The following is a 23,699-nucleotide window of genomic DNA, read 5'->3' as shown; positions in this document are numbered from 1 at the left end:
TATCTGTTGTTGACACTTATGAGGCTGGTAAGGTCTCAACCCCTTCAATTCGATTGACTATACCTTGGTCGTCAAAGTAAACAATGAGATGTTGGCTGGCATCTTTGACATCAGCAATGCCTTTACGACGACCTTCTGTTCCTGCTTGGTAATCATAAATGTAATCCCAGCGATTGGGTTTTAGAGTGTCTCTAATCGCAGGGCTACCAAGAATATAAAGCACTTGGTTTTGGTTCATACCTACTTTTACAGTTTTTGCTTGTGTTTGAGTAATAGGGGTCCCTTGCGGCAATTCAATCTTATACACACTCAGGAACGAGCAGCCAGACATGGCAAGGGTGGCGCTAAACATACCGGTAATGACCAGCTTACGTAATGCGCTTGAACCGTTTAGCGGACGACGATTAAGCGGACGAAAAGTTAATGGCTTTATCATGATAAGATGACTCATAAAAAATGGGTTGGGTGCGGTTAAGTGCATTTGATGCTAGTTTTACCGGCAATCGCCGATAAATCATACGTCATTTACTTGCAATTGCCTACCACTTACGACATTATTTACTAGACTCTATCCGAGGTATCTGGTTCTATATAGTTCCTGTTCATAAACTTGCGATAAAATCCATAGAGAAGGGCATGCTATAAATGAGCCCAAGACCATTCGTTTAGACATTATTTTAATTCCTAACAATCAGTAAATGACAACCCACAACGATTATTTACCTCATATTTTTTTAAGTTTTTATGTGCTAAGACTTTGACAGTCAGGAGGGATATTATGGCTTCTTTTACCAATCAAGATTTACGTAAAGCGGGATTAAAAGTAACGTTACCGCGCATCAAGATTTTAGAGCTGCTGGAACGAGCAGAGCTTCATCATATGAGCGCAGAAGAAGTGTACAAGGCGTTAATTGAACAAGGCGAAGACGTGGGTTTGGCGACCGTTTATCGTGTGCTGACCCAGTTTGAACAAGCGGGTATCGTTGAGCGTCATAACTTTGAAAACAACCTGTCAGTGTTTGAGATTGCTCAAGAAGAGCATCACGATCATTTAGTTTGTGATGTTTGTGGCAAAATCATTGAATTTCATAACGAAATTATTGAAGAAGAGCAAATTAAAGTCGCAAAAGAACATGGTTTTAAACTCTCTGGGCATTCATTAGTGCTCTTTGGTATTTGTAACAAGCAAGAATGCCGAGACAGTGCCAGGTAGTGTGTCAGTATGACTAATAAATAAAAAACGGCCCTCGCTATGAGGGCCGTTTTTTATTGCTGTTTTTTGTTCTTAGATTATAATACCTATAGTCAATGAAAAGTAATATCGATACATAACCTACTGCTGGCATAAGCTTTTCTTACTTGCTGTGCCTACGCAGACAGAGGCTACAAAAAGCTTATACCAGCAGTACCGTCGCGTTTTTAAGGTATTTTAACTATATATAAATAATCGATTTCAGTGAGCTTAACTGAGCAATAAAGCATACCTAGGTAGTATTTAACGATAAGCTATCAGCACCTTCATTTAAATCAGTCGTCGTATTTTTACCACTTAGCTTAATCTTTAGGCGCAAATCGTTAGGAGAGTCGGCATGCGTAATCGCCGCTTGATAAGTGATCTCGCCGTTTTCGTATAAATCAAAGAGTGCTTGATCAAAAGTTTGCATACCGCTATCACGAGAGCGGGTCATGATTTCTTTAATGTCATGAATCTCACCCTTGCGAATGTAATCACTAATCAGCTGTGAGTTTAATAAAATCTCAATAGCGGCGCGGCGACTCTTGCCATCGGGGGTTGGAATAAGTTGCTGGGCAACAATGGCCTGTAGGTTCAGCGACAAATCCATAAACAACTGATTGTGTCGGTCGGTCTCAAAAAAGTGAATGATGCGGTCGATAGCTTGGTTGGCATTGTTCGCGTGTAAAGTGGCGAATACTAAATGTCCCGTTTCTGCATATTGAATGGCATAGCTCATAACCTCACGGCTGCGAATCTCGCCGATTAAGATGACATCTGGTGCTTGGCGCAGGGTATTCCTCAACCCGGCTTCAAACGATAAGGTGTCAATACCTACTTCACGCTGGGTAATAATACAGCCACGGTGCTGATGTATAAACTCAATAGGGTCTTCTATGGTGATAATGTGCCCATGAGAGTTCTGATTGCGATGTCCTACCATCGCCGCAAGCGTGGAAGATTTACCAGTACCGGTTGCGCCGACCAGCAAGATAATACCGCGATTTTTCATTGCCAATTCTTTTAATATGGGCGGCAGCCTTAGCTCCTCGACAGTAGGGATTTTATTTTCGATCTTTCGTAAAATCATCCCTGCCATATCACGCTGCATAAAGGCACTGACCCGAAAACGTGCTTCCTGTGCTTCGTCCGTGATCGCAAATTGACACTCATTGGTGTCTGCAAATTCTTGTTGCTGATTTTCTGTCATCACACTTTTGACTAACTTCATGGTCTGATCAGCGGTCAGTGGGGTTTTCCCAACAGCTAAAATCTGCCCATTTATTTTCATCGAAGGCGCCACGTCAGCGGTAATAAATAAATCAGAACCGTTTTTCTTGATCATTAGTTGTAGTAGTTTATCAAAATCCATAGCGTCCCTACTTTCAAAATAAATTGATTAAAAATGGTCTTAAATTACCCTCCAGCGATCATCAAGACTAATCATCAAAGAGTGAGGTCATCAAAAGCAAAGGGTATTAAAAATAAAAGCTGTCGACATTCAATAACGATGAACTCGCAGTATTATAAAAATGCCTCTGGCTGTTTAGCATGCGGCCGAGCCACATCCTTACTAATAGTACCCTTGCTTACTAAGTTTTTGAGTGATTGATCAAGGGTAATCATACCTTCACTGGCACCCGTTTGGATAGAGGAGTACATTTGTGCGACCTTGTTTTCACGGATCAAGTTGCGAATCGCCGGTGTACCCAGCATAATTTCATGTGCCGCCACCCGTCCGCCTGTTTGACGGCGCAGTAACGATTGCGAGATAACCGCTTGTAATGACTCAGATAGCATCGCGCGAATCATTTCTTTTTCGGCAGCAGGAAAAACATCAATGACGCGGTCAATAGTTTTAGCCGCCGAGCTAGTGTGCAAGGTGGCAAAGACCAAATGACCAGTCTCAGCCGCTGTCAAGGCGAGCCGAATGGTCTCAAGATCACGTAACTCACCAACCAAGATCACATCAGGATCCTCGCGCAGTGCCGAGCGTAGTGCAGGTTCGAAGCCCAATGTATCACGGTGTACTTCGCGTTGGTTAATAAGGCTTTTTTTGGATTCGTGGACAAACTCGATAGGATCTTCAATGGTTAAGATGTGCTCTTTACGGCTGTCGTTAATGTAGTCAACCATCGCAGCCAGCGTCGTTGATTTACCCGAGCCAGTAGGACCTGTTACCAACACTAAGCCGCGCTTAAAGTCTGAGACTCGCTTAAATACATCACCCATTCCCAGATCGTCTAGGGTCAGAACCTTGGCAGGAATGGTACGAAATACGGCGCCAGCACCACGATTTTGGTTAAAAGCATTGACTCGAAAGCGTGCTAAATTAGGAATCTCAAAAGAAAAATCAGTCTCATAAAACTCTTCAAAGTCAGCGCGTTGCCGATCATTCATGATGTCATATATCAACTGATGCACCACTTTATGGGTCATCATCGGCATATTAATACGGGTCATTTCCCCATCGACCCGAATCATCGCTGGCATCCCTGCTGAAAGGTGTAGATCTGATGCTTTATGCTTGACAGTAAAGCGCAATAGATCTTCGATACTTAGGATACTTTTTGCAGTCATAGTCAGAAATTCCTATCAATCAATAAGGGTAAGATAAAACAACCACCAAAGTATTTTACGAAATACCAGCATATGAAATTATATTGAATTGCTCTTGTTAAAATTACTGTATATTAAAATTACTGTATATTAAAATCACTACATATCAAAATCACTACATATCAAAATCACTATGTATCAAAATCACTATGATTTTCAGTAGCTTGTTTCAAAATATGTCACAATATCATAACAAGACTATTAAAATTTAACCATCTGTGACGCTAAGAAAATGTAAAGACCACCGTTCACCACCTTATTTTATTGAGTTTCACTTAATGCTATGCTGATCTAACAACAGCTGTCTAACAATAGTTAAAAAATACCCTTCAAGTCAAAAATATACTTTGTGAGTTTTTATGAATACTACGTCTAATCAGCACGATGCCAATAATATCCAGACCAATACTAGTGAAGGTCCCAATACTAATGAACATATTAGCAATAATATGACTTCAGCTTTTGATAAAGATAGTCTAGTTGATAACTGGCAACAAGTAAGCCAACAAGTCGAGCAGGCATGTACACAAGCAGACGTTACCGAAGCTGATAGCGTACCTATTGTGACTTTACTGGCCGTTTCTAAAACTAAGCCTGCCGAGATGATTGCCACTTTAGCCAGCCAAGGACAGCATGATTTTGGCGAAAACTATCTACAAGAAGCGATCGAAAAAATTGCTATCCTAAAAGATCATCCTGACGGTGAGAAGATAGTTTGGCATTACATCGGTAGTATTCAGCGTAACAAAACCCGTGATATAGCTGAGCATTTTGACTGGGTACAGACCCTTGAGCGCGACATCATTGCCAAAAGATTGAATGATCAGCGCCCAGACGATATGGCACCGCTTAACGTGCTTATTCAGCTCAATATAGATGATGAAGACAGTAAGTCAGGCTGTCTGCCGGAACAGTTGCCAGAGTTGATAGCAGCTATTAAAGGTTATGAACGCTTGCAGTTACGTGGACTGATGATTATCCCGGCCAAAGCGGATAATGATAGTTTTGCTCGAACCCAGCAGATATTTGCAGATATCAAGCAGCAGTATCCAGAACTGCCGGCGTGGGATACGCTCAGTATGGGTATGAGTGGGGATATGGCAGAGGCCATTGCCAATGGCTCTACTATGGTGCGGGTTGGTACAGCGATATTTGGTGCGCGCGCTTAGTAAGTTCAGCTACAACAGCCAAACACACCATATCGCTATTATTAAATAATATCTCTAAATTTTAAATAATATCTTCAAACTTGGTCACTAACAGCTGATTAATTTTGTGGTTATCAGTAGCCAAAATTTCAAAGCGATAGTTGGCGTATTCAATACTGTCCGTCTTCTTAGGGATCTTGCGCAGCATATACGTCATAAAGCCGCTAATGGTTTCGTAATTTTGGCTGTTGGGTAAGTTAATAATTCCTAATGAGCGAATCACATCTTCAATCGGTGTCATGCCGTCAATTAACCAAGAGTTATCGGTACGCTGGACGATAGGCTGCTCCTCCAGCGTAACCAGCTCACCCATGACGATGCTCATCACGTCTTTTAGAGTAATTACTCCAACCACTAGCCCATATTCATTAACGATTACCGCAAAGTCAGCACCAGTAGACTTAAACATTTCTAACACTTCAAATAGCGACAAGGTATTGGGAATAAACAGCGCTGGTTTTAATAACGCCTTGTCCGTTAAGCAAACCTCCTGCTGCTCGAGCACCAAAGCCAAAAAGCTGCGCGACTCAACATAACCCGTAATATGCTCCAAATCATCATCATGACAGACCAAAAACTTATTATGTGGCTGCTCAATCATTACCTTGACCACTTGTTCGGTGCTGGCTTGGCTATCGAAATAGACAATATGTTCGCGAGGGTTCATCACCGAAGTTACTGTACGCTCTTGCATTTCAAAGATATTTTCAATCAAATGGTGCTCTTGTTGCTTGAGCACACCGGCTTCAGCACCGGCATCCATCACTGCATAGATGTCTTCTGAGGTCATATCGTCGTTACGTACGGTTGAGATACCTATTAGCTTGAATATCAAGTTCGCTGCGCCATCAAATACCCAAATAATAGGCTTTAGGATGAAGATCAAAAAAATCATTGGCTGTACTAATTTTACGGCAATGAGTTCAGTGTTCGACATGGCGAGACGTCTAGGCATTAAGTCAGCAAATAATGAGAACACACTAGTGACCAGTACAAACGACACCACCGATGCCAACGCCTCATTATTAAACAACAGCTCCAAATAGGGACTGATGGCCGACTCACCGATAGCGCCCGCTGAAATGGCCACGGCATTAAGAACCACTTGTACCACGGTGATAAAGCTACCGGGATGCTCTTGCATATTAAGGACGACCAGCGCTCGTACGTCACCTTCTTTGGCCAGAATTTGCAGCTTGACCTTACGGGCAGCTGCGATCGCAATCTCAGCGCTAGAGACGAAGGCGCTGAGCGCAATTAATAATAAAAGAAACACACTAGCGGTTAGCAAGCTCATGACATACTCGGATAGCAACTGGTTAGGACGACCATTAAGATGTGGGATAGGTGTGGTGGTATAGAATAAGCCATCAGTTTCATTATGCGACTAACAAAATTCTGATAATAAAAAAGCTAGGTAAGTACCCAGCTCATTATAAAATACGCTAATTCCTGTGCTTAAAATCTAAAGCTATTATCATTTCAAACAATCGATATGACAGATATTAAACCGTGATCATTGTCACATCGATTGAGGGATAGTTAAACGTTACCCTTTAATTGACCATTTGTTCACCAATGGATAACGACGTTCACGTCCAAAGGCTTTGTGGCTGATTTTAGTGCCAATAGGCGCTTGACAGCGTTTATACTCACTATTATCAACCATTCTGATAATTTTAGCGACCACATCCGCATCGAAGCCTTTATCAATGATGTCTTGATAGCCCATATCTTCATCGACATATAAGGTCAAGATACCATCCAAGACATCATAGTTTGGCAAGCTGTCTTGATCTTTTTGGTCTGGACGTAGCTCAGCTGATGGTGGCCGTGTTATAACACGCTCAGGAATAACTGGTGTGTCCTCGAGGCGGTTGCGGTAGCTTGCCAAGTCATAAACTTGTGACTTGTAAACGTCTTTTAAGACATCAAAACCACCTGCCATATCACCATATAAGGTAGAGTAGCCGACGGCCAGCTCTGACTTGTTACCGGTAGTGATGACCAAATGCCCAAACTTATTAGATAAGGCCATCAAAATGACACCGCGGGCCCGTGCTTGAATATTCTCTTCGGTAGTATCTGCAGGCGACTTGTTAAATAAAGGCGCAAGGGTGTGGCGAATACCTTCAACCGCGTCAAAAATAGGGCAAACGGTATAAGAAACATTTAAGCGTCGTGCTTGTGCTTGCGCGTCCTCGAGGCTGATTTTTGAGGTGTATTCATACGGCATCATTACAGCATAGACTTTATCAGCACCTAGCGCATCGACTGCGATACATAAGGTTAACGCTGAATCGATACCCCCTGATAGACCGAGAATAATCCCAGAAAACCCGGAAAGATTGACATAATCACGTAGGCCAACCACTAGAGCTTGGTACATCTCTGACTCACGGCTCAATGATAGTGGTGATTTTACTTGAGTATTGAATTTAGACGTGTTGACATCTAGAGTGGCCAGTAATAGCTGATTCAAAAAACGCGGGGCTTCGTGAGCAATAGTACCATCTGCCTGTACCACCATAGAGCCGCCGTCAAATACTAAGTCGTCTTGACCACCAACCGCATTGATGTAAACGATAGGAAGCGTATGCTCGTGGCTGCGTTTCGTCAGCATCGCTTTGCGAGCATCCTGTTTCCCAATCTCAAAGGGAGAGGCATTTAGACTGACGACCAGATCAGCACCTTGCTTTTTTAGATCAGCAATGGGGCTTTTTTCCCATAAGTCTTCGCAGATAAGTAGGCCTATTGTGATGCCTTTATAGTCAAATAAAACCTGATTTCGGCCTTTATCGAAGTAACGGCGCTCGTCAAAGACCCCGTAATTAGGTAAGAACTGTTTGTGATAAAAGCCCTTTTGATGACCGTTATGTAGAATAGCAGCAGAGTTAAAAGTACCATGATGGTCGACATGGGGATAGCCGACGATCATCACGATATCGTCAATATCACTTAGGGTAGACAGGGCGCTTTTGACGCGACCTGACAAGCTTGGACGCAACAGTAAATCTTGCGGCGGATACCCTAATAATGCCAGCTCTGGGAAGACGATAACATCAGCGCCTTGCTTGCGAGCTTGTAACGCCAGCGCGCGCATTTTTTCAGCATTGCCAGTGATATCACCGACCAAAAAGTGTGATTGCGCTAAGGCAAAAGTGACGGTATCTTGTGGCATAATAGTTTTGCTAGTCTCATGTGAGGCGGTAAGGTTAGGGTTGTCAGTGTCTTTAGACATTTTTATTGTTCCTATCATTATATGGTTTAAAATTTGGTGGATCAATCTCAGTTCAAAATAAAACTAATGCAAAATGAAGCCGCAATTATCCAAAACATGACCCTTAATGTTAAACCCGAATTTCGAATTAGCATTATGAGTGTAAAACTTTAAGCAGGCGCCAACGTACTGTTGATGCACCATACTTAAGAGACTAAGGCCAGCTACTAAAAAGTAGCTTTTAGAGTCCTTTTAAAAGTGATTGTGAAAAGTAATTGTTAAAAGTAATTCTACAATAACAGTCTTAAAAATACATTAAGCACTAAAAGTAGTGAAAACAGACGGTGTAAAATTGATTCAACTTTATTTAGAAAATAAAAAAATAATTTATTCAGTATAGCATTAATTGTTAGTCCTACGAGAACGCAGCAGTGAATTACCCTGACCAGTGTCTGTGTAAGAAGTCGAGATCAAAGGCATTAGTCCGCTACCGTTTTTAAGCATTGTATTCTAAGCATTACCGTTACTATTCAGTTAGACTATACAAAGAAAGTTGTAAGTAAAAATTACAACACAGTATTATTTATTTGCTATCTCTTGCTGCATAATGAGAGCTGGTAGCCCCTGTTTTGTCGGGTTGTCTTTTATACTGCGGCACCCCATGCTATACAAAATAATAACCGCTAATAACTATCGCCAGCGATTACAGCTTATGGATATTGCCTATAGGTTGGCGTCTATATATTTAAAAATTTTGCAGTAAAAGCGCACTAGGTTTTTGCTGTCTGTTCTTGGTTTATACCCTATGATTGAAAACTGGACAAAAGAATTTGTTATTCAGCGCTTGCTAGCAATTACTTTGTTAGTAGTGCTGTTTATATTATGTTTTCAAGTGGTGCAGTTTTTTATTGTGCCGGCATTGTGGGCAGCGATTTTGGCCTATGTGACCTTTCCAATTTATAAATTCTTTCATGAAAAAGTGCGGCTCAGTTCGGACTTTAGTGCGGCTATTATGACGGTTAGCATCTCTTTAATAATAGGCGTGCCCCTGGTTATTGGGGTATTTATTCTGCAGCAAGAAGCATTGAGTTTAATCAGCAACTTGGTTTATCGCATTAGAGTGGGCTACGTAGATGTGCCCGATCCTATTAAAGACATACCCATTATCGGTCAGCAAGTCAAAGATGTTCTGTGGAGAATCAACAAAAATCCTGAAGGCACGCTTGAAGCCTTTCGCATTTGGGTTCAGTCGCATCTATACTATGGCAAAGTAGCGTTTGATGTGGTGTTCAGTAGCCTTGCCAAACTTGGGATGGCTCTGATGACGCTATTCTTTTTTTATCGTGATGGTACCAATCTCATACGTCAAATTCGCCAAGCCTTGCGCAATATTATCGGTAATCGTATTGATGGTTACATCGACTCTGTAGGTACTACCACGCGCGCGGTAGTATACGGTATTGGTCTAACCGCATTGGCGCAGGCAGTACTGGCAGGTATCGGTTATTATTTTTCCGGCTCACCAAGTCCAATATTATTGACGCTTATTACCTTTATGGTCGCGCTTATACCCTTTGGGACGCCGTTTGCCTGGGGTGCCGTATCGATTTGGTTATTAAGTCAAGGACAGACCACCGAAGGTATTGGTCTGGCATTATGGGGTGTACTAGTAATAAGTTGGGTCGACAATCTTATTCGTCCTATTGTTATTAGTGGGGCCACTAAAATTCCTTTTATCATTATTTTTATTGGCGTATTAGGCGGCCTAACCGCATTTGGTTTCGTTGGTTTGTTCATCGGCCCTGTCGTACTGGCAATTGGTCTTGCGGTATGGCGTGAGTGGATATCTCAACATAAAAACGAAATTTTTGCACCCCAAGAAGTGCTGTTAACCGACGGGCCAACCGAGAGACCTGCTGATGACCACAATGACCACAATGACCACAATGACTACAATGACTACAATGACCACAATAAAAACAACCCTGACTGAAGCCGTTATGCTGTAGTAGAGACTATATTAGGCGTAACAACGCTGGTGTGAAACAATACATTGCATAATCATTCTGCATAGATAATACCGCTATCTTAAATAATAATATCTCAACAATAGAGTTGCTCAACGATGCCTAACACCCTATCTTCTACTGTTAATATTCACGAATCAGCTCAAACCATTAAACCTCTCGTTATAGTCGCTGATATCAACATCGCCGGCCTCGATGAGTTTTTTAACAGCTCAACACTTGGGCAAGCTACCGAACAGACGGTCAAGATTGTGACTTTGGCAGGACGTGATATCAATGCCCAATTGCTACTAGATATACAGCCTGATGTACTATTGATAAGGTCTGTGACCCCGATAGGTGAGTCGTTATTGGCCGATAATCGTAGCGTAACATATATTGGTTCTACCACTATTGGCACCGATCATGTTGATCAAGATTATTTAAATACGCGCAATATTACTTTCGCTAATGCCGCAGGCTGTAGTAAGCATTCGGTAGCGCAGTATGTGCTGACGGCTATTCTGACTTTACGTCCGCAGCATTGGCAGCAGCCAATGACGCTAGGCATTGTTGGACTTGGCAATATAGGCAGTACGCTTGCTCAATATGCTACTGATCTAGGCTGGCAAGTGCTGGGTTATGACCCATTGTTACCCGCCTCACGGTTTAATAATGCCAGTTTTGCACAGGTACTTGGTCAAAGTGATGTGGTGAGTTTACATGTGCCCTTGACCGACAATGATGGCGTTAATGGTAGTAAGCAGAGCGACTATCCCACACGTCATCTTATCAATGCCGCCGCTTTGGCCGCTATGCCGCCGCACACCATGTTAATTAATAGCGCGCGCGGGCCGGTAATTAATGCTGACGATCTAGCAGCAGATATTGACCGCACAGCGCGACAAGTGGTGCTCGATGTGTTTGAGCATGAACCACAAATCAATGAAAGTCTATTGTCGAAGCTGGCCATTGCCACCCCACATATCGCTGGCTACACTTTAGAAGGTAAACTGCGCGGTACCCAAATAATCTATGATACGTTATGTGAGGAATTAGCCATAACACCGGCCCAGTCCATGCATAACTTACTACCAGTCAACATGTTTTTATGGTCAGATCTACAAGCTTATCCAGGTAGATTAATAAAATATTATGACATTATGCAAGACGATGCCTTATTACGTGGCACGCTAGTCGATGGTCAGGTTAGCGGGGCTGATTTTGATCAGCTGAGACGTGATTACCACTTGCGCCGCGAATGGCAGTTTTAAATGAAAAGTTTTAGATAATATAACAGCAGCATATCAATAATTAGCAATAAACTGTAGGCAAACATGACCAAAAATAATAGCCACATTTCTGGCTCTATGCCTAATGCTACGCCAACATACGCTCCCACGATGACGTTGGCAATGGCACATAAGCGTGCGCAACTTCTTAATGACATTCGGCAGTTTTTTATAACCCGCCAAGTACTTGAGGTTCAAACGCCACTATTGTCACAAGCGGCTAATACCGACACATTCTTACAATCAGTAGCTGCTAACGTTACCTATCAAGACCAACCACGCATTTACTATCTGCACACCTCACCTGAATTTGCGATGAAGCGTTTGCTTGCCAGCTGGCAGGTGCCTATCTATCAAATTTGCCCAGTCTTTCGTGATAACGAGATAGGGGCGCGGCATAATATTGAATTCACCATGCTTGAGTGGTATCAGCCACATTACAGCTTAGATGCCCTTGCGACCGAGTTGGGCGAGTTGTTAGAAGTGCTTTACGACTATCAAATAGTAATGAATCACTATCGCTATGTTGATGCCTTTATAGACTTTGTGGGCATTCACCCGCTAACCGCCAGTATTTCGGCGCTGCAGGCGCTGGCAGAAGACAAGGGTTTGACAGGCTTTGATTTTTCTATAGTGGACAGTAGCTTAGAAAATACAGCAAATAGCAGTGACAAAAGGAAGAATGAAAGAAAGAATGAGAGTAATAATGAAAGGAATGAAGACAGCCGCCAAAGCTGGTTAGATCTGTTGTTCAGCCATGCCGTAGAGCCAAACCTAGGCCACGATTTACCCACCTTGATAGTAGACTATCCACCTGCAACTGCCGCCCTAGCAAAAACCGCCCTCGATGAGGACGGTAATATGGTGGCTAAACGTTTTGAGTTATATATCAATGGCATTGAGATTGCGAACGCCTATGATGAGCTAGCAGATGGACCCGCACTAAGACAACGCTTTGAACAAGACAACGACTTGCGACGTCGTCATAACCTACCACAAATGCCTATTGATAAGCATTTACTGGCCTCTTGTAATGACTTAATACCCTGTAGTGGTATCGCTGTCGGTCTAGATAGATTGCTCATGGTAATAACGGGAGCGAGCTGTTTACAAGAGGTAATCTCTTTTCCTAGTAGGTTGGCCTAAGTCGCTAACAAGACCCAGTATACGACTATCCTGCAGTTATTAATGCCTATGACTAACATGCCGGTAATAAAAACCAGGTCATCAGTTAAGCCATTCTATGCGCCATAAGCCAGTTAATGGCATGATTTAATAGTGACGACTTCAGTATTTGCGGTGTATCGTTAAAATACCTTAAAAACGCGACGGTACTGCTGGTATAAGCTTTTTGCAGTCTCTGTCTGCGTAGGCACAGCAAGCAAGAAAAACTTATGCCAGCAGTATATTATGTATCGATATTACTTTTCATTGACTATATTCGCTCATAGTCAGCAGAGTTGTTATAAGCTTGCGACAGCTTCTTTAATAGGTGTGTCACCATTACGCATGCTGAAGACTTGCTTACTAGTGTTACTAGCGTTTAAAACAGCAACTAGGGTAGTGGCAACATCTGCAATCGTATTGCCTCCAGCATTAGGATCATTTACAGTAATATTACCAGTGCCTGCCTGCTCTTTTAAGGCACCAGCCTGTACGATGGTATAGTCAAGCGTGCTGTCATTTACCAGCCACTGATCTGCATAATGCTTACAGATATAGTAGTCTTTTAAATTCGTAATGGCAGCACTGTCCCATTTGCTGGTATCTAATGAAAACACTGTACTGAGCATGATATAACGTGTAATGCCTTTATCTTGTACCGCTTGCATGGTCTTGACCGCACCGTGTAGATCGACTTCTAAAACGCTTGTACCACCCGAGCCTGCTACAAAATAAGCGGCGTCGATATCGTCAGCAATCTGGCTTTGAATAGCGTCTTTACTGGCAGTAATATCTAAATTCAATTGGGTATAACTGTCGACGTCAAATAGCTTCTTTTCCTGCCGTGTGGTTCCTACTACCTGATGGTCATCAGCCAGCAGCTGCTTGACCAAATCACTACCCACTCGACCACTCGCACCAATCACTAGAATTTTCATGTGCTTTCCTATTATTCATTAACGAATTCATTGTTTTACATATTTACCGTAAAGCGCGACAAGTGGTATTGGTCATGCATGTTATACATGACTAATATCACTATATAAGCCCTAATGGTAAAAGCTGAATATACAGTAACAAGTACTAGGTACCCACTTTGTTATGAAGCGTGCCAATTACATGATATTTAGTTGCAGAGTGTATAGGGTTTGCAAGATAGGCTTTAAAAGCTAACTATTAACGTACTAGGCTGTTAAGCCCGTCAGCAAAGGCTTTTTTATCACGGTCACCATACGGCTTTTGTCCGCTCATTTGCTGCAGTTCTAATACTCCTGTACCGCGCATGGTATCCATAAAATCGCGCATATTGAGCTTTTGCTTAATGTTATTTTTATCATAGATGACCCCGCGCGTGGTTAATACCTTGCCACCTTTATCAAGAATATCATTCGCTAACGGGATATCACTAGTGATGGCCAAATCACCTGCTTGTATATGCTCGACAATATAGTCATCGGCTTTGTCGAATCCTTGCGGTACTACAGTCATGACCAATAATGGCGATTTGCGCAACTTGATGGGCTGATTGGCGACGAATATCGCCACCGTTTGCGTGCGCTCAGCAGTCTTAATAATCAAGTCTTTGGCAATCAGTGGCACCGCATCGGCATCAACCCAAATTTGCATTATTGCTTTGCCTTATCGTTACTCTTCTCTGGTGTTTTATAATTTGCAGTTATAGTTAATGCGTCCTGTGCAGCGCTAAGGTCAGATTCTTGGGTTTTAGCCTGGTCTGGGGTTGCAGTATTATTGGCGCTATCGAGCTTAGAGTCATGGATCGCTACACTTTTTTTATCGAGGCCAACCTTGTTAGGCAGTACCGCAACCAGTTTATTCAATGCTATTTCCAAATCGGTGACGTCATTAGGCATTAAGGTAATATGGGCAATTTTGCGGTCTTCACGCTCCGCTTTATGATAGCTATGATAATGGGCGCCATCAATATTTAGAACGGCGCTGATATCAGGATATTGTCCCAGTACATTGATCATAATAGAAGGATGAACGTTGTCAGTATCGCCCAAAGGTAGGCCGACCACGGCGCGAATATGGTTTTCAAATTGGCTGGTGATTGCTCCTTCGATACTCCAATGCCCAGAGTTATGGACGCGTGGCGCGATCTCGTTAGCGAGTAGGTAATCATGTCCGCTGGCATCTTTACTGACAAATAGCTCGAGCGCCATTACACCAACGTAGCCAAGATGGTTCATCACGGTCGTAATAGCATCGGTAGCTTGCTTAAATAAGTGACTGGTACCCACTGCCGGTGCTTGGGTTTTGGCGAGGATACCATGGTGATGGTGGTTTTCGACTAAATCATAACAGCGAACACTACCGTCTTGTGCACGTGCAGCGATGATAGACACTTCGCGGCTAAAGTTAATAAAACCTTCGGCAATTAATGGCGCAGGCGTTGAGGTCAAACTACCTTTACCACTGACCGCCGCTTTTAGCTCTTGCCATGCCGCTTTAATGTCACTGTCTTGCTTGATCACAAACTGACCTTTGCCGTCATAGCCACCGCGACTGGTTTTGAGCACAATAGGCAGACCTAACGTATCGCAAGCTTGCTGTAGTTCAGCTTGCGAGCTGACGACCATAAAAGGTACTGTGGCGATATCTAACGTATTGAACATCTGCTTTTCTTTTAAGCGATCTTGAGCAATGCTAAGGGCAATCGGTGGTGGAAACATACCCTGTTTTGAGCCGCTACTTTTTGAATCTGTACTTTTTACGTTTGACTGGGACAATTGAGCCAACTGTTCAACAGTTGCAGTGGGTGTGTTTTCAAACTCTAAGGTAAATACATCGGCAGCAGCAATAAAGTCCGCTAACTGTTCACTACTAAATACGCGCCCATAAAGACTGGCAGGGCACTCAGCATTGTCTTCTAAAAATACACATTGATAACCGAGTGGCATGGCTGCCTGTGCGAGCATCATACCGAGTTGACCACCGCCTAAGATGCCAATAGTACGAATGGTTTGGGTGACAGGGTAAGCGTTGGCTGTGGTCATGATAGGCTCTTTGTGTTGGCAAGGGGTTTGAATAATTTGGCACGTCAAAATAGGAAAAGGTGCATGATATGCACCTTGTATTTAGTAAAACCTATCTATTAAAAAATATCAAGTTAAGAACACTCAAATGAAATATAATTGAATCTATCTGAGCTAGAAAATCAATTTTCTTGATGAAACATTCACCGTCTGTATATATTAATTTTAGCTATTAATAATACCTGGGATGGGGCTGGCTAGGATAGTTTCGGTTTGTGATTGACGTAGATTGTGTAGCTTAGTTGCAATTAAATTATCATGTAGCGCTAAAATTTGAATGGCCAACAGCGCAGCATTATAAGCGCCCGCACTACCGATAGCCAATGTCCCCACCGCAATACCTTTGGGCATTTGTACGATAGAAAGTAAACTGTCCCAACCACTGAGCATGGAGGATTTTACCGGTACACCTAAGACTGGCAATGGCGTTTGACTGGCACACATACCTGGTAAATGCGCTGCGCCACCTGCGCCAGCGATAATCACCTGTAGGCCGTTGTCTTTTGCACCTTTGGCATAATCAAATAGTCTATCAGGCGTTCGATGTGCCGAGACCACTTCACATTCAAAAGCGATATCAAAATCTGCTAACAATTGAGCAGCCCCATACATGGTTGCCCAATCAGATTGTGAACCCATAATAATGCCCACTTTTGGCTGACCGGCAGGGGAAGTGATAGGGCCGTATTGATCAGTAGAATGGGCAGTAGCCGATGTCATGCTCATAATGCGATATCCTCAAAAAGACCATCATACAAAAGTTTTGCCCTAGTCGTAAAGCTGAGTTTTATCGTTGCTTTTAAAATATGCTTATGAACTAGGCCAAAGCCAAGCGTTTAATCGTGGCGATATTGCACAAAGTTAGCTTTTTTGAGCGGTAAGGGTGCAGAAGTATCTAGTTGATAACAGGTCAAATAACCACTATCAACTGCTGCTGAATAATCGGTACAAATTACCTGCGCGCTAAGGGGTTCAGGCTCACCTGTCAGCCAGTAATGTCCAACAAATACTGGTTTATCAGTCTTAAGGGTAAAGTTGATATGTTCCGCCATGGCATCGATTGGAATTTGGGCCATTCCTGAGCTAGGGGCACGTGCAATTTGATGAATGGTCCGCGAATTTAGCTCATCAAGCCACCATCTTACGCGAACCTGCGTGCGTTCAGCGCCATCTTTATCGACCATCACTAGACCATCAGGCAGTGGTGTTTCTACGCCTTTTAATACACGCTCTAACGCTTCATAAGATGAGGTATGCTTTTGTGCCGTCATCATCAGTGCTGCAGGTGTCAGACAGTTATTGTCTGTCAGCAGAGGCTTGAGCACTGCCATACTGTCTACATCCCAGCAAGCATGGACAAAACAAGCATAGTCGGTCTCAAGCCATAAAGGAATCTCATAAAACCGCTGTAGCCAGTATTGATGATTCTCTGAGCCAAAGGGCAGTTCGGCTAAAAAGGCCTCATGCTGGCGCACATGCACGTCATTATGTGAGCGTAAATAATGCTTCGAATAGTGGTTGTCTTGGTTGTCTTGGTTGGCGTTTTGGCTAGAATTGTCACTGGGATCAAGAGTAGCGAAAGTCAGTGCGTTGTACTCATGATTGCCCATAACTGCATCGGCAACCCCAGCGTCTAGCATGGCAAAAACGATCTCCAACGTCGCTAATTGTTGGGTACCGCGATCGATTAAATCACCAATAAACAGCGCCCGATGACCGTCTGGAGGCATAAAACACTCACCATTATGTGTATAGCCCAGTTGCTTAAGCAAACCAGTCAGCTTGTCTGCATAACCATGAATATCACCAATAATATCTATAACCATAAGTCGTCATCAAATCTTAAAATGTAAAAGTGCTTAAAACGTATAATAATGCTAATCAGCACAGCCGCAGTACTGTTCAAACTAGCGCTATGGGACAATAGTAGAGATATGTACTTAAAACACAGCTCTAAAAAGTTGGAGACAGTAGCGCATTAATAAAATGCGGCAGTACTTGTGGCTGCAATATAATAGTCGCTATTACTCCAAATGCGCCGCCCCACAGATGCGCCATATGGTTGATATTTGAGCCGCCTCGCTTATTGGCATAAATGCTATAAGCAACATAAGCGACCGCAAACAATATCGCTGGAATAGGGACGATAGCAAACAGATAAATAGTTTCCCACGGGGCGACTAGAATAAAGGCAAAAAGTACTGCTGATACCCCGCCTGAGGCCCCAAGACTTAAATAGCTGGCATTGTTTTTATTCTTAATATAACTTGGAATCATAGCTATTATAATAGCCACTATATAGAATACCACGAAACCATAGCCGCCTAAAAATGGCTGATATAACCCTTCAATAGCACGACCAAAAAAATATAAGGTAAACATATTAAACAGTAAATGCATACTGTCGGCATGAATAAAACCATGAGTCACAAAGCGGTCCCACTGACCACCACTAACCGCTGGTGGATAAAAAATCAGCCGGTTAAACAGCGTTTTATTTTGCCATGCTAATAAACTGATAATAACAGTGATAATAATAATAAGAGTCGTGTGATTAAACAAAGGGTAATCCTTAGACCAAATCTGATGAACCAATACCATTAAAGTCTAATGGTTAGCGCCAATCAGCTAAATAGTAGTGAAGTGGTGATGCAAACGCGTTAACGACGTCTACCTATTTTATTTCATCCTATTTTCTTTTATCTGAGATAGATTCATTTTAGATAATTAAAGCTAAACCATAATCATGAGTCAACAGAATTTACATAGGTATACATATCTGTCTCTGTTAACGCTCTAAACAAACTTTAATTCCTAATGTTTATTTTGAACGACTTTTGGCAGGTTTTCACCTTAAAATTAATGCCGTTAAAGGCTGTATTTATGAGCATCATCGACCAATTAGAACAAACCGTGACTCCTGCAGTATTAGGGGCCAATAGCAGTGTGGCATATCTTAGCCTGCTTGAGCAGTTTTATGCAATTTTAATCACCCGTCTGGTGGTCCCAGAAATATATACGCAGCTACAACGCAGTGACAGCCTGGTAGAAACAGCCACGAGCAGTACATTATTTGAACAACTATGGCAACAGTCAAGCCAGCGTCATTTATTAATCCAAGAACTAGCAAGCACTCACCATATCGATGAGACCACCACAGAACAGCTGGTTATAAAGGCCGCATATCTAGCGTATCAAGCGCTTAAAAAATCGGCAAACGGGCAGTTTTTGCCAGCATTTTTGCAAACGCAGCAGTCTGATATCCGTCAGTATTTACCCGTCTGGACATCAGCGGTCGTTATGCCTGTGATAGCGGTGGCGACAGAAGAAGCAAAGGTGTTGCTAGAGGAGCCGACTTATATTAACAAGCAAGCGCCCAATACAGCCGTTGCTGCTGAGCAAGCGCTTGCGACCGATGATCTGCCCCTAATCATTGAAACCAATGCAGGTGCTACACCTGTTGCCACCGATGCTATTCATGCCAATCCTTCTGCTTATCATGGGCCAGAAATGCGTGCGGAAATACGCAGTCGTAATCAGCATAATAATTTATTATTGCGCTGGTCATTACTTGGTGGGGCCTTGTTAGCGATTGCTTTGGTTTGGGCGTTGTTTTTTAGGAATGATGCTGAGTCCGTACCACCAATCGTGGTCACACCAGTGGTTACCACTCCTGAAATAGTGACACCAAAATCAGTATTGACACCTGTACAATTAATGGTGGCGGTCGACGATAGTGGTAACTTGTATAGCTGTTCAGCAATGGTCGGTGATGTGAACTTACAAACGTCGCTCAAACAGGCTTTGATGGTCAGCTTCAGTGGGCAATCCAGTATTTGTGAGGTGACCATACAGAAAGGGCTGGCAACCACGCTAGCAAACATGAGTATTGCCACGCTGCCCGATATCTTAACTCTGATGAGAACCGTACCATTTTCGAGGCTGCAATTGCAAAATGACAGTATCAGCCTAGAAGCACCGAATGATGTTCTATTACAGCGATTGCTAATCGATATGCGTACTTTATTACCGGCGATGACGATTACGACCGCTACCCCTAGCGCAATCGTACAGCCGCCTGCTAATACGTACGACGACACTCATAATAACAATAATAATAACAATAATAATAACAGTAATTATAATGATGACTATAATAATAATATAGGTATGCAAGATAGTGGCAGTCGTCCTATAACCAGCGATAACAATCTAATTACCAATCAACCGAACCAACCGCCTGTTAATAATACGAGTAACAACCTTAATAGCAATGTTAATAGCAATAGCATCGAGCCTACATTACCACCACCGCAGAGTAGTATTAACAATAATAACAACAGGTCACAAAATAACCAACCTGCTCAGTCTTCAGGGCAAATGTCACTGGCTGAAGCTGATGAGATTGCTAACGCCACTATTATCTCTGAACCAGCGCAGGGTGGGCGTCCTATTAACCAATAGCATTATGAATTAGTAATTAATATCATTCTAATACCAAACCCATAATATATAGTATAATTCAGCTATGACTATACCAACAGACACCCTAAAAGATCATAACTTTGGCAAACTCTCGAAGACCGAGCGTAACCCCAGAGCCCGTCAACGTCTCCTTATTCTATATCAATATAGCATAGGCAAAGCCACTAACGACATTGCCAAAGACCTCTACATTCACCCTGAAACCGCCAGACGCACCAAGAAACGTTATCTTCAACGTGGACTTGACAGTATCTATGACCGTCCCCGCAAAGGTCGACACAGTAAACTGGCGGAAGCCGACATAGATGCCTTTAAAGCCATGATCGTCTCTGAGCAAGAAAAGCGAGCTGGCGGTCGTCTAACCGGTAAAGACATCCAACAGATAGCCAAAGAGCACTATAATGCTCACTATACCGTTAACGGTATTTACGAGATGTTAAAGCGTATCGGTATGAGCTGGATAAGTGCTCGTAGTCAGCACCCAAAAGCCAATGATGCGGTACAAGAAGCTTTTAAAAAAACTTTATAACCCATGTCAAAGAAATATTACCTGAAAGTATTGATTTACAACAAGTCGATATCTGGTTTCAAGATGAAACTCGCATAGGACAACAAGGATCACTGACTCGAGTTTGGCATTACCGCGGTCAAAGACCTCGGCTTATCAGACAACAACAGTTCTTATTAACCTATATCTTTGGTGCTTTCTGTCCTGCTACGGGAAACAGTGTGGGACTGGTTCTGCCTTGGGTTAATAAGCAAACCATGCTCTTGCATATGCAAGAGATCAGTAAAGCGGTTCCCGAAGGTCGTCATGCGGTGGTGGTGATGGACGGGGCATTATGGCATCAACCAAGCTTGAATCTGCACAATGTGACGATGCTTAAACTGCCCCCTTATTCACCTGAGTTAAACCCGGCTGAAAACGTGTGGCAGTATCTCAAACAGAATGAGTTGTCTAATCGCTGTTATGAGGACTATGAGTCTATTGTTGATGCGGCTTGCTGTGCTTGGAATAAGTTGCTTGAGCAGCCAGAGAGGGTTCGCTCTTTGACTACTCGGACTTGGGCGCAACTTTAGTTATTGGGTTTGGTATAAGTAACGACAAACAGCTTGTTGCTGATGACACAAACAAAAGGATTGCAGAGGATAGCCATGGTCAATTCTTTTGTTTGTTTTAAATATGTTCACTTCTAGCACTTATTTTATTATCTGCCAACTGTTACTATTTTCACCAGTCAAAATGATTCTCGTATTGCAAGTAACCCAACATATCTATTTATGATATTGAACGGTTATGTTGTTTATTTGTAGCGGATAACCGTTATGGTTACGTGTGATAACTGAAACATTACCTATCGTAGCATTTACACTACAGCGATTTTATTGCGATGTGCGGGATATCACTCTTATAATAGTGGCATATTGCTACAAGTGACTCTCTTTGATAGTGAGTCGACTATATTTAAATCATATAAACAGCAACTAGTAGAGGATTTACACTATGGATGTTATCAGTCATTTAACACGAACGGTTAGCCCAGCGGCACTTGAAGATGATCGCAGCCCAGCGAAGCGAAGTCTACTTGAACAGTTCTATGCCATCTTTGCAGCTCGGCTAGCAGATAAAGATACTTATGGACAATTTGCGAACGAAGATATTGCCCGTGATGACCAAGGATTCTATAATCGTGTATGGACTGACGATGCGCAACGTGATCGTATCTCACGTGAACTTGCCGGCGCGCATAATGTTGATGCGACTGCAGCTCGAGGCTTGGTCGCTATGGCGGCGCCATTGGCATATCATGAAATAAAAAGCCTGGCAGGAACCACTCCTGTACCGCAATTTTTAAATGATAATTTAGCCAGTTACCAACATCATATTCCTGCATGGGCCACTAGTGTTGCTCCTGCCGGCACGATAGCGGCTGCTTCTACTGGTAACCGGATCTCAGATACGGTCAGTACAGCGCCCTTACAGCGTGAAGAAGAAAACAGTGGCAGCTTCATGAAAGCATTGTTACCCATTATCGGCCTGATTATTTTAGGTGCGTTGGCTTGGGCTCTACTTAGGGGCTGTCAGGAAAATCCTGAGCCGATTGCAACACCAATTGCGACAGAAGAGCAGGTAGCCGAAGGGGACAATCAAATGGCGGTTGCGGCTGATATTGAGCCTGCGTCACTACGTATTGCAACCGGTGATACTGCCAATACGTTATATGCTTGCCGTATAAATGTGGGTGACGAAGCGTTACAAACCAACGTTATGAATGCCTTGAATACGACGTTTGGTGACGAAGCAAATAAATGTCGTGCTGATGTCGATGATAGCTTTGCTACAGACATGCCAGCAGCAGCCCAGCTTGCTTCTATATTGCCGCTGATCAAAAACGTACCAAACGCCAGTATGTTAATCAAGGGTAATGAGATCGTTGTTAACGCTCCTGACGCTGCGGCATTGGACCAATTAGTTTCTGATTTACAAGCTGTTGCGCCAGCAATGACCGTAACTGCTGAAGAACCATTGGACTTACAAGCGGAGATTGATGACAGCTTAACCGCCTCTCAAGCTGCTGTCGATAAGCTTGGCGAAAATCCAGACCCACGTGATGTTGCTCGCGCATTAAGTCTACAAGTGGTCAACTTTGCAGTGGACCAGGAAATTATTCCTGATGCCAACAAAGCAATCTTAAACCGCGCTGTTGAGATCATGGAACAAGTGCCAGATATGAAGTTGGTTATTATCGGCCATACTGATAAAACTGCCGATGCTGCATATAACATGAAGTTATCACAAGAACGCGCTCAGTCTATGAAAGACTACATGGTATCGAAAGGCGCTGACGCGAGCAAATTGATGACCAAGGGTATGGGCGAAACGGATCCTATCGCTGACAACTCAACTGAACAGGGTCGCTTCCGCAACCGCCGTATCGAGTTCATGGTATATGACGAATCTGCTATGGCGAGTGATGGCACGGTGATAAGTGACAACGCGCTTAACCTAGATATGAATCCATTGGATAGTAATAACGATGACTTGCTGCCAGATGGTGATGATCCAAGTCGTGGCACAGCGTTGGACCCAAAAACTAACACTCAGTAAACGACCAGTAAAAGAACCGAACAGCTCTGAGTATAAAACCTTAAGCAAGTAATATACTTAGCAGTTGCCATTTATAATATGATTGATACTAAAAACACTGTATCTTTGAGCAATGGCTCTGACTGGAAGTCATGGCCATCATCCGTTTAGGTCCTTCAGGCAGTCATGTGTTGACTCATTGAATAAACAGTCATGCGCTGAACTTTTTGTTGGCTCAGGTATACCGCAAACGCCTTGCCCTGTAACTCTATTTTCAGGGCAAGGCGTTTGTGCATAAGTGACTGTATAGTTAAAACACCTTAAAAA

Annotated in this window: 20 protein-coding genes; 9 read left to right on the top strand and 11 right to left on the bottom strand. The window is 42.9% G+C overall.

The window, feature by feature from the left end; translation table 11 throughout:
• Positions 1 to 16 precede the first annotated feature (16 nt).
• Positions 17 to 451, bottom strand: coding sequence for an outer membrane protein assembly factor BamE (locus tag RCH20_RS05240; protein ID WP_209955534.1), 435 nt, complete (start codon positions 449 to 451; stop codon positions 17 to 19).
• Between the two features lie 327 nt (positions 452 to 778).
• Between RCH20_RS05240 and fur the strand changes: the two genes are divergently transcribed.
• Positions 779 to 1,213, top strand: coding sequence for a ferric iron uptake transcriptional regulator (fur, locus tag RCH20_RS05235; protein ID WP_209955532.1), 435 nt, complete (start codon positions 779 to 781; stop codon positions 1,211 to 1,213).
• 271 nt (positions 1,214 to 1,484) lie between these two features.
• Here fur and RCH20_RS05230 read toward each other — a convergent pair whose 3' ends face one another.
• Both RCH20_RS05230 and RCH20_RS05225 read right to left on the bottom strand, forming a co-directional pair.
• A complete protein-coding gene (locus RCH20_RS05230; protein WP_327192824.1) occupies positions 1,485 to 2,606 on the bottom strand; it encodes a PilT/PilU family type 4a pilus ATPase in 1,122 nt (373 codons plus the stop codon).
• Between the two features lie 152 nt (positions 2,607 to 2,758).
• Positions 2,759 to 3,814: a type IV pilus twitching motility protein PilT gene (locus RCH20_RS05225; RefSeq protein ID WP_209955527.1), complete on the bottom strand. Its 1,056-nt coding sequence runs from the start codon at positions 3,812 to 3,814 to the stop codon at positions 2,759 to 2,761.
• A 488-nt stretch (positions 3,815 to 4,302) separates the two neighbouring features.
• Between RCH20_RS05225 and RCH20_RS05220 the strand changes: the two genes are divergently transcribed.
• The gene (locus RCH20_RS05220) at positions 4,303 to 5,022 is read left to right on the top strand and encodes a YggS family pyridoxal phosphate-dependent enzyme (RefSeq protein ID WP_209958765.1); all 720 of its coding nucleotides are present in this window, start codon (positions 4,303 to 4,305) and stop codon (positions 5,020 to 5,022) included.
• A gap of 61 nt (positions 5,023 to 5,083) precedes the next feature.
• On the opposite strand, the gene RCH20_RS05215 is transcribed toward RCH20_RS05220, so the two are convergent.
• Positions 5,084 to 6,358 carry a hemolysin family protein gene (locus RCH20_RS05215; RefSeq protein WP_209955525.1) on the bottom strand — a complete coding sequence of 425 codons (1,275 nt, stop codon included), beginning with the start codon at positions 6,356 to 6,358 and terminating at the stop codon, positions 5,084 to 5,086.
• Between the two features lie 252 nt (positions 6,359 to 6,610).
• Positions 6,611 to 8,242: an NAD+ synthase gene (locus RCH20_RS05210; RefSeq protein WP_327192895.1), complete on the bottom strand. Its 1,632-nt coding sequence runs from the start codon at positions 8,240 to 8,242 to the stop codon at positions 6,611 to 6,613.
• Positions 8,243 to 9,086: 844 nt separating this feature from the next.
• Here RCH20_RS05210 and RCH20_RS05205 point away from each other — a divergent pair.
• The 3 genes from RCH20_RS05205 to epmA all read left to right on the top strand — a co-directional run bounded on the left by RCH20_RS05205 (position 9,087) and on the right by epmA (position 12,725).
• On the top strand, positions 9,087 to 10,274 hold the full coding sequence (locus RCH20_RS05205; RefSeq protein WP_327192823.1) for an AI-2E family transporter: 1,188 nt from the start codon (positions 9,087 to 9,089) through the stop codon (positions 10,272 to 10,274).
• 183 nt (positions 10,275 to 10,457) lie between these two features.
• The gene (locus RCH20_RS05200) at positions 10,458 to 11,561 is read left to right on the top strand and encodes a 4-phosphoerythronate dehydrogenase (protein ID WP_327192894.1); all 1,104 of its coding nucleotides are present in this window, start codon (positions 10,458 to 10,460) and stop codon (positions 11,559 to 11,561) included.
• Between the two features lie 63 nt (positions 11,562 to 11,624).
• Complete coding sequence (epmA, locus tag RCH20_RS05195) at positions 11,625 to 12,725, top strand: EF-P lysine aminoacylase EpmA (protein ID WP_327192822.1); 1,101 nt, start codon at positions 11,625 to 11,627, stop codon at positions 12,723 to 12,725.
• Positions 12,726 to 13,042: 317 nt separating this feature from the next.
• On the opposite strand, the gene RCH20_RS05190 is transcribed toward epmA, so the two are convergent.
• From RCH20_RS05190 to RCH20_RS05165, 6 genes are all read right to left on the bottom strand, one after another.
• Positions 13,043 to 13,681: an NAD(P)H-binding protein gene (locus RCH20_RS05190; protein ID WP_327192821.1), complete on the bottom strand. Its 639-nt coding sequence runs from the start codon at positions 13,679 to 13,681 to the stop codon at positions 13,043 to 13,045.
• Positions 13,682 to 13,919: 238 nt separating this feature from the next.
• Positions 13,920 to 14,369 carry a YaiI/YqxD family protein gene (locus tag RCH20_RS05185; protein WP_147223756.1) on the bottom strand — a complete coding sequence of 150 codons (450 nt, stop codon included), beginning with the start codon at positions 14,367 to 14,369 and terminating at the stop codon, positions 13,920 to 13,922.
• The gene (locus tag RCH20_RS05180; RefSeq protein WP_327192820.1) at positions 14,369 to 15,760 is read right to left on the bottom strand and encodes a 5-(carboxyamino)imidazole ribonucleotide synthase; all 1,392 of its coding nucleotides are present in this window, start codon (positions 15,758 to 15,760) and stop codon (positions 14,369 to 14,371) included. The genes RCH20_RS05185 and RCH20_RS05180 overlap by 1 nt, the downstream gene beginning before the upstream one ends.
• Before the next feature lie 204 nt (positions 15,761 to 15,964).
• Positions 15,965 to 16,525, bottom strand: coding sequence for a 5-(carboxyamino)imidazole ribonucleotide mutase (purE, locus tag RCH20_RS05175; protein WP_209955512.1), 561 nt, complete (start codon positions 16,523 to 16,525; stop codon positions 15,965 to 15,967).
• Between the two features lie 110 nt (positions 16,526 to 16,635).
• Positions 16,636 to 17,625, bottom strand: a complete 990-nt coding sequence (locus tag RCH20_RS05170) for a metallophosphoesterase (RefSeq protein ID WP_327192819.1) — start codon at positions 17,623 to 17,625, stop codon at positions 16,636 to 16,638.
• Positions 17,626 to 17,752: 127 nt separating this feature from the next.
• On the bottom strand, positions 17,753 to 18,400 hold the full coding sequence (locus tag RCH20_RS05165; protein ID WP_209955508.1) for a rhomboid family intramembrane serine protease: 648 nt from the start codon (positions 18,398 to 18,400) through the stop codon (positions 17,753 to 17,755).
• A 282-nt stretch (positions 18,401 to 18,682) separates the two neighbouring features.
• Here RCH20_RS05165 and RCH20_RS05160 point away from each other — a divergent pair, with 282 nt between their 5' ends.
• From RCH20_RS05160 to RCH20_RS05145, 4 genes are all read left to right on the top strand, one after another.
• Positions 18,683 to 20,263: a hypothetical protein gene (locus tag RCH20_RS05160; protein WP_327192818.1), complete on the top strand. Its 1,581-nt coding sequence runs from the start codon at positions 18,683 to 18,685 to the stop codon at positions 20,261 to 20,263.
• 64 nt (positions 20,264 to 20,327) lie between these two features.
• Positions 20,328 to 20,813, top strand: a complete 486-nt coding sequence (locus RCH20_RS05155) for a winged helix-turn-helix domain-containing protein (protein WP_209956879.1) — start codon at positions 20,328 to 20,330, stop codon at positions 20,811 to 20,813.
• Complete coding sequence (locus RCH20_RS05150; RefSeq protein WP_327192893.1) at positions 20,810 to 21,364, top strand: IS630 family transposase; 555 nt, start codon at positions 20,810 to 20,812, stop codon at positions 21,362 to 21,364. The genes RCH20_RS05155 and RCH20_RS05150 overlap by 4 nt, the downstream gene beginning before the upstream one ends.
• A gap of 424 nt (positions 21,365 to 21,788) precedes the next feature.
• Positions 21,789 to 23,393: an OmpA family protein gene (locus RCH20_RS05145; RefSeq protein ID WP_327192817.1), complete on the top strand. Its 1,605-nt coding sequence runs from the start codon at positions 21,789 to 21,791 to the stop codon at positions 23,391 to 23,393.
• Positions 23,394 to 23,699 lie beyond the last annotated feature (306 nt).

It is taken from the genome of Psychrobacter sp. PL15 (assembly GCF_035984995.1).
Lineage (GTDB): Bacteria > Pseudomonadota > Gammaproteobacteria > Pseudomonadales > Moraxellaceae > Psychrobacter.
This window is presented reverse-complemented; position numbering and strand designations above follow the sequence as displayed.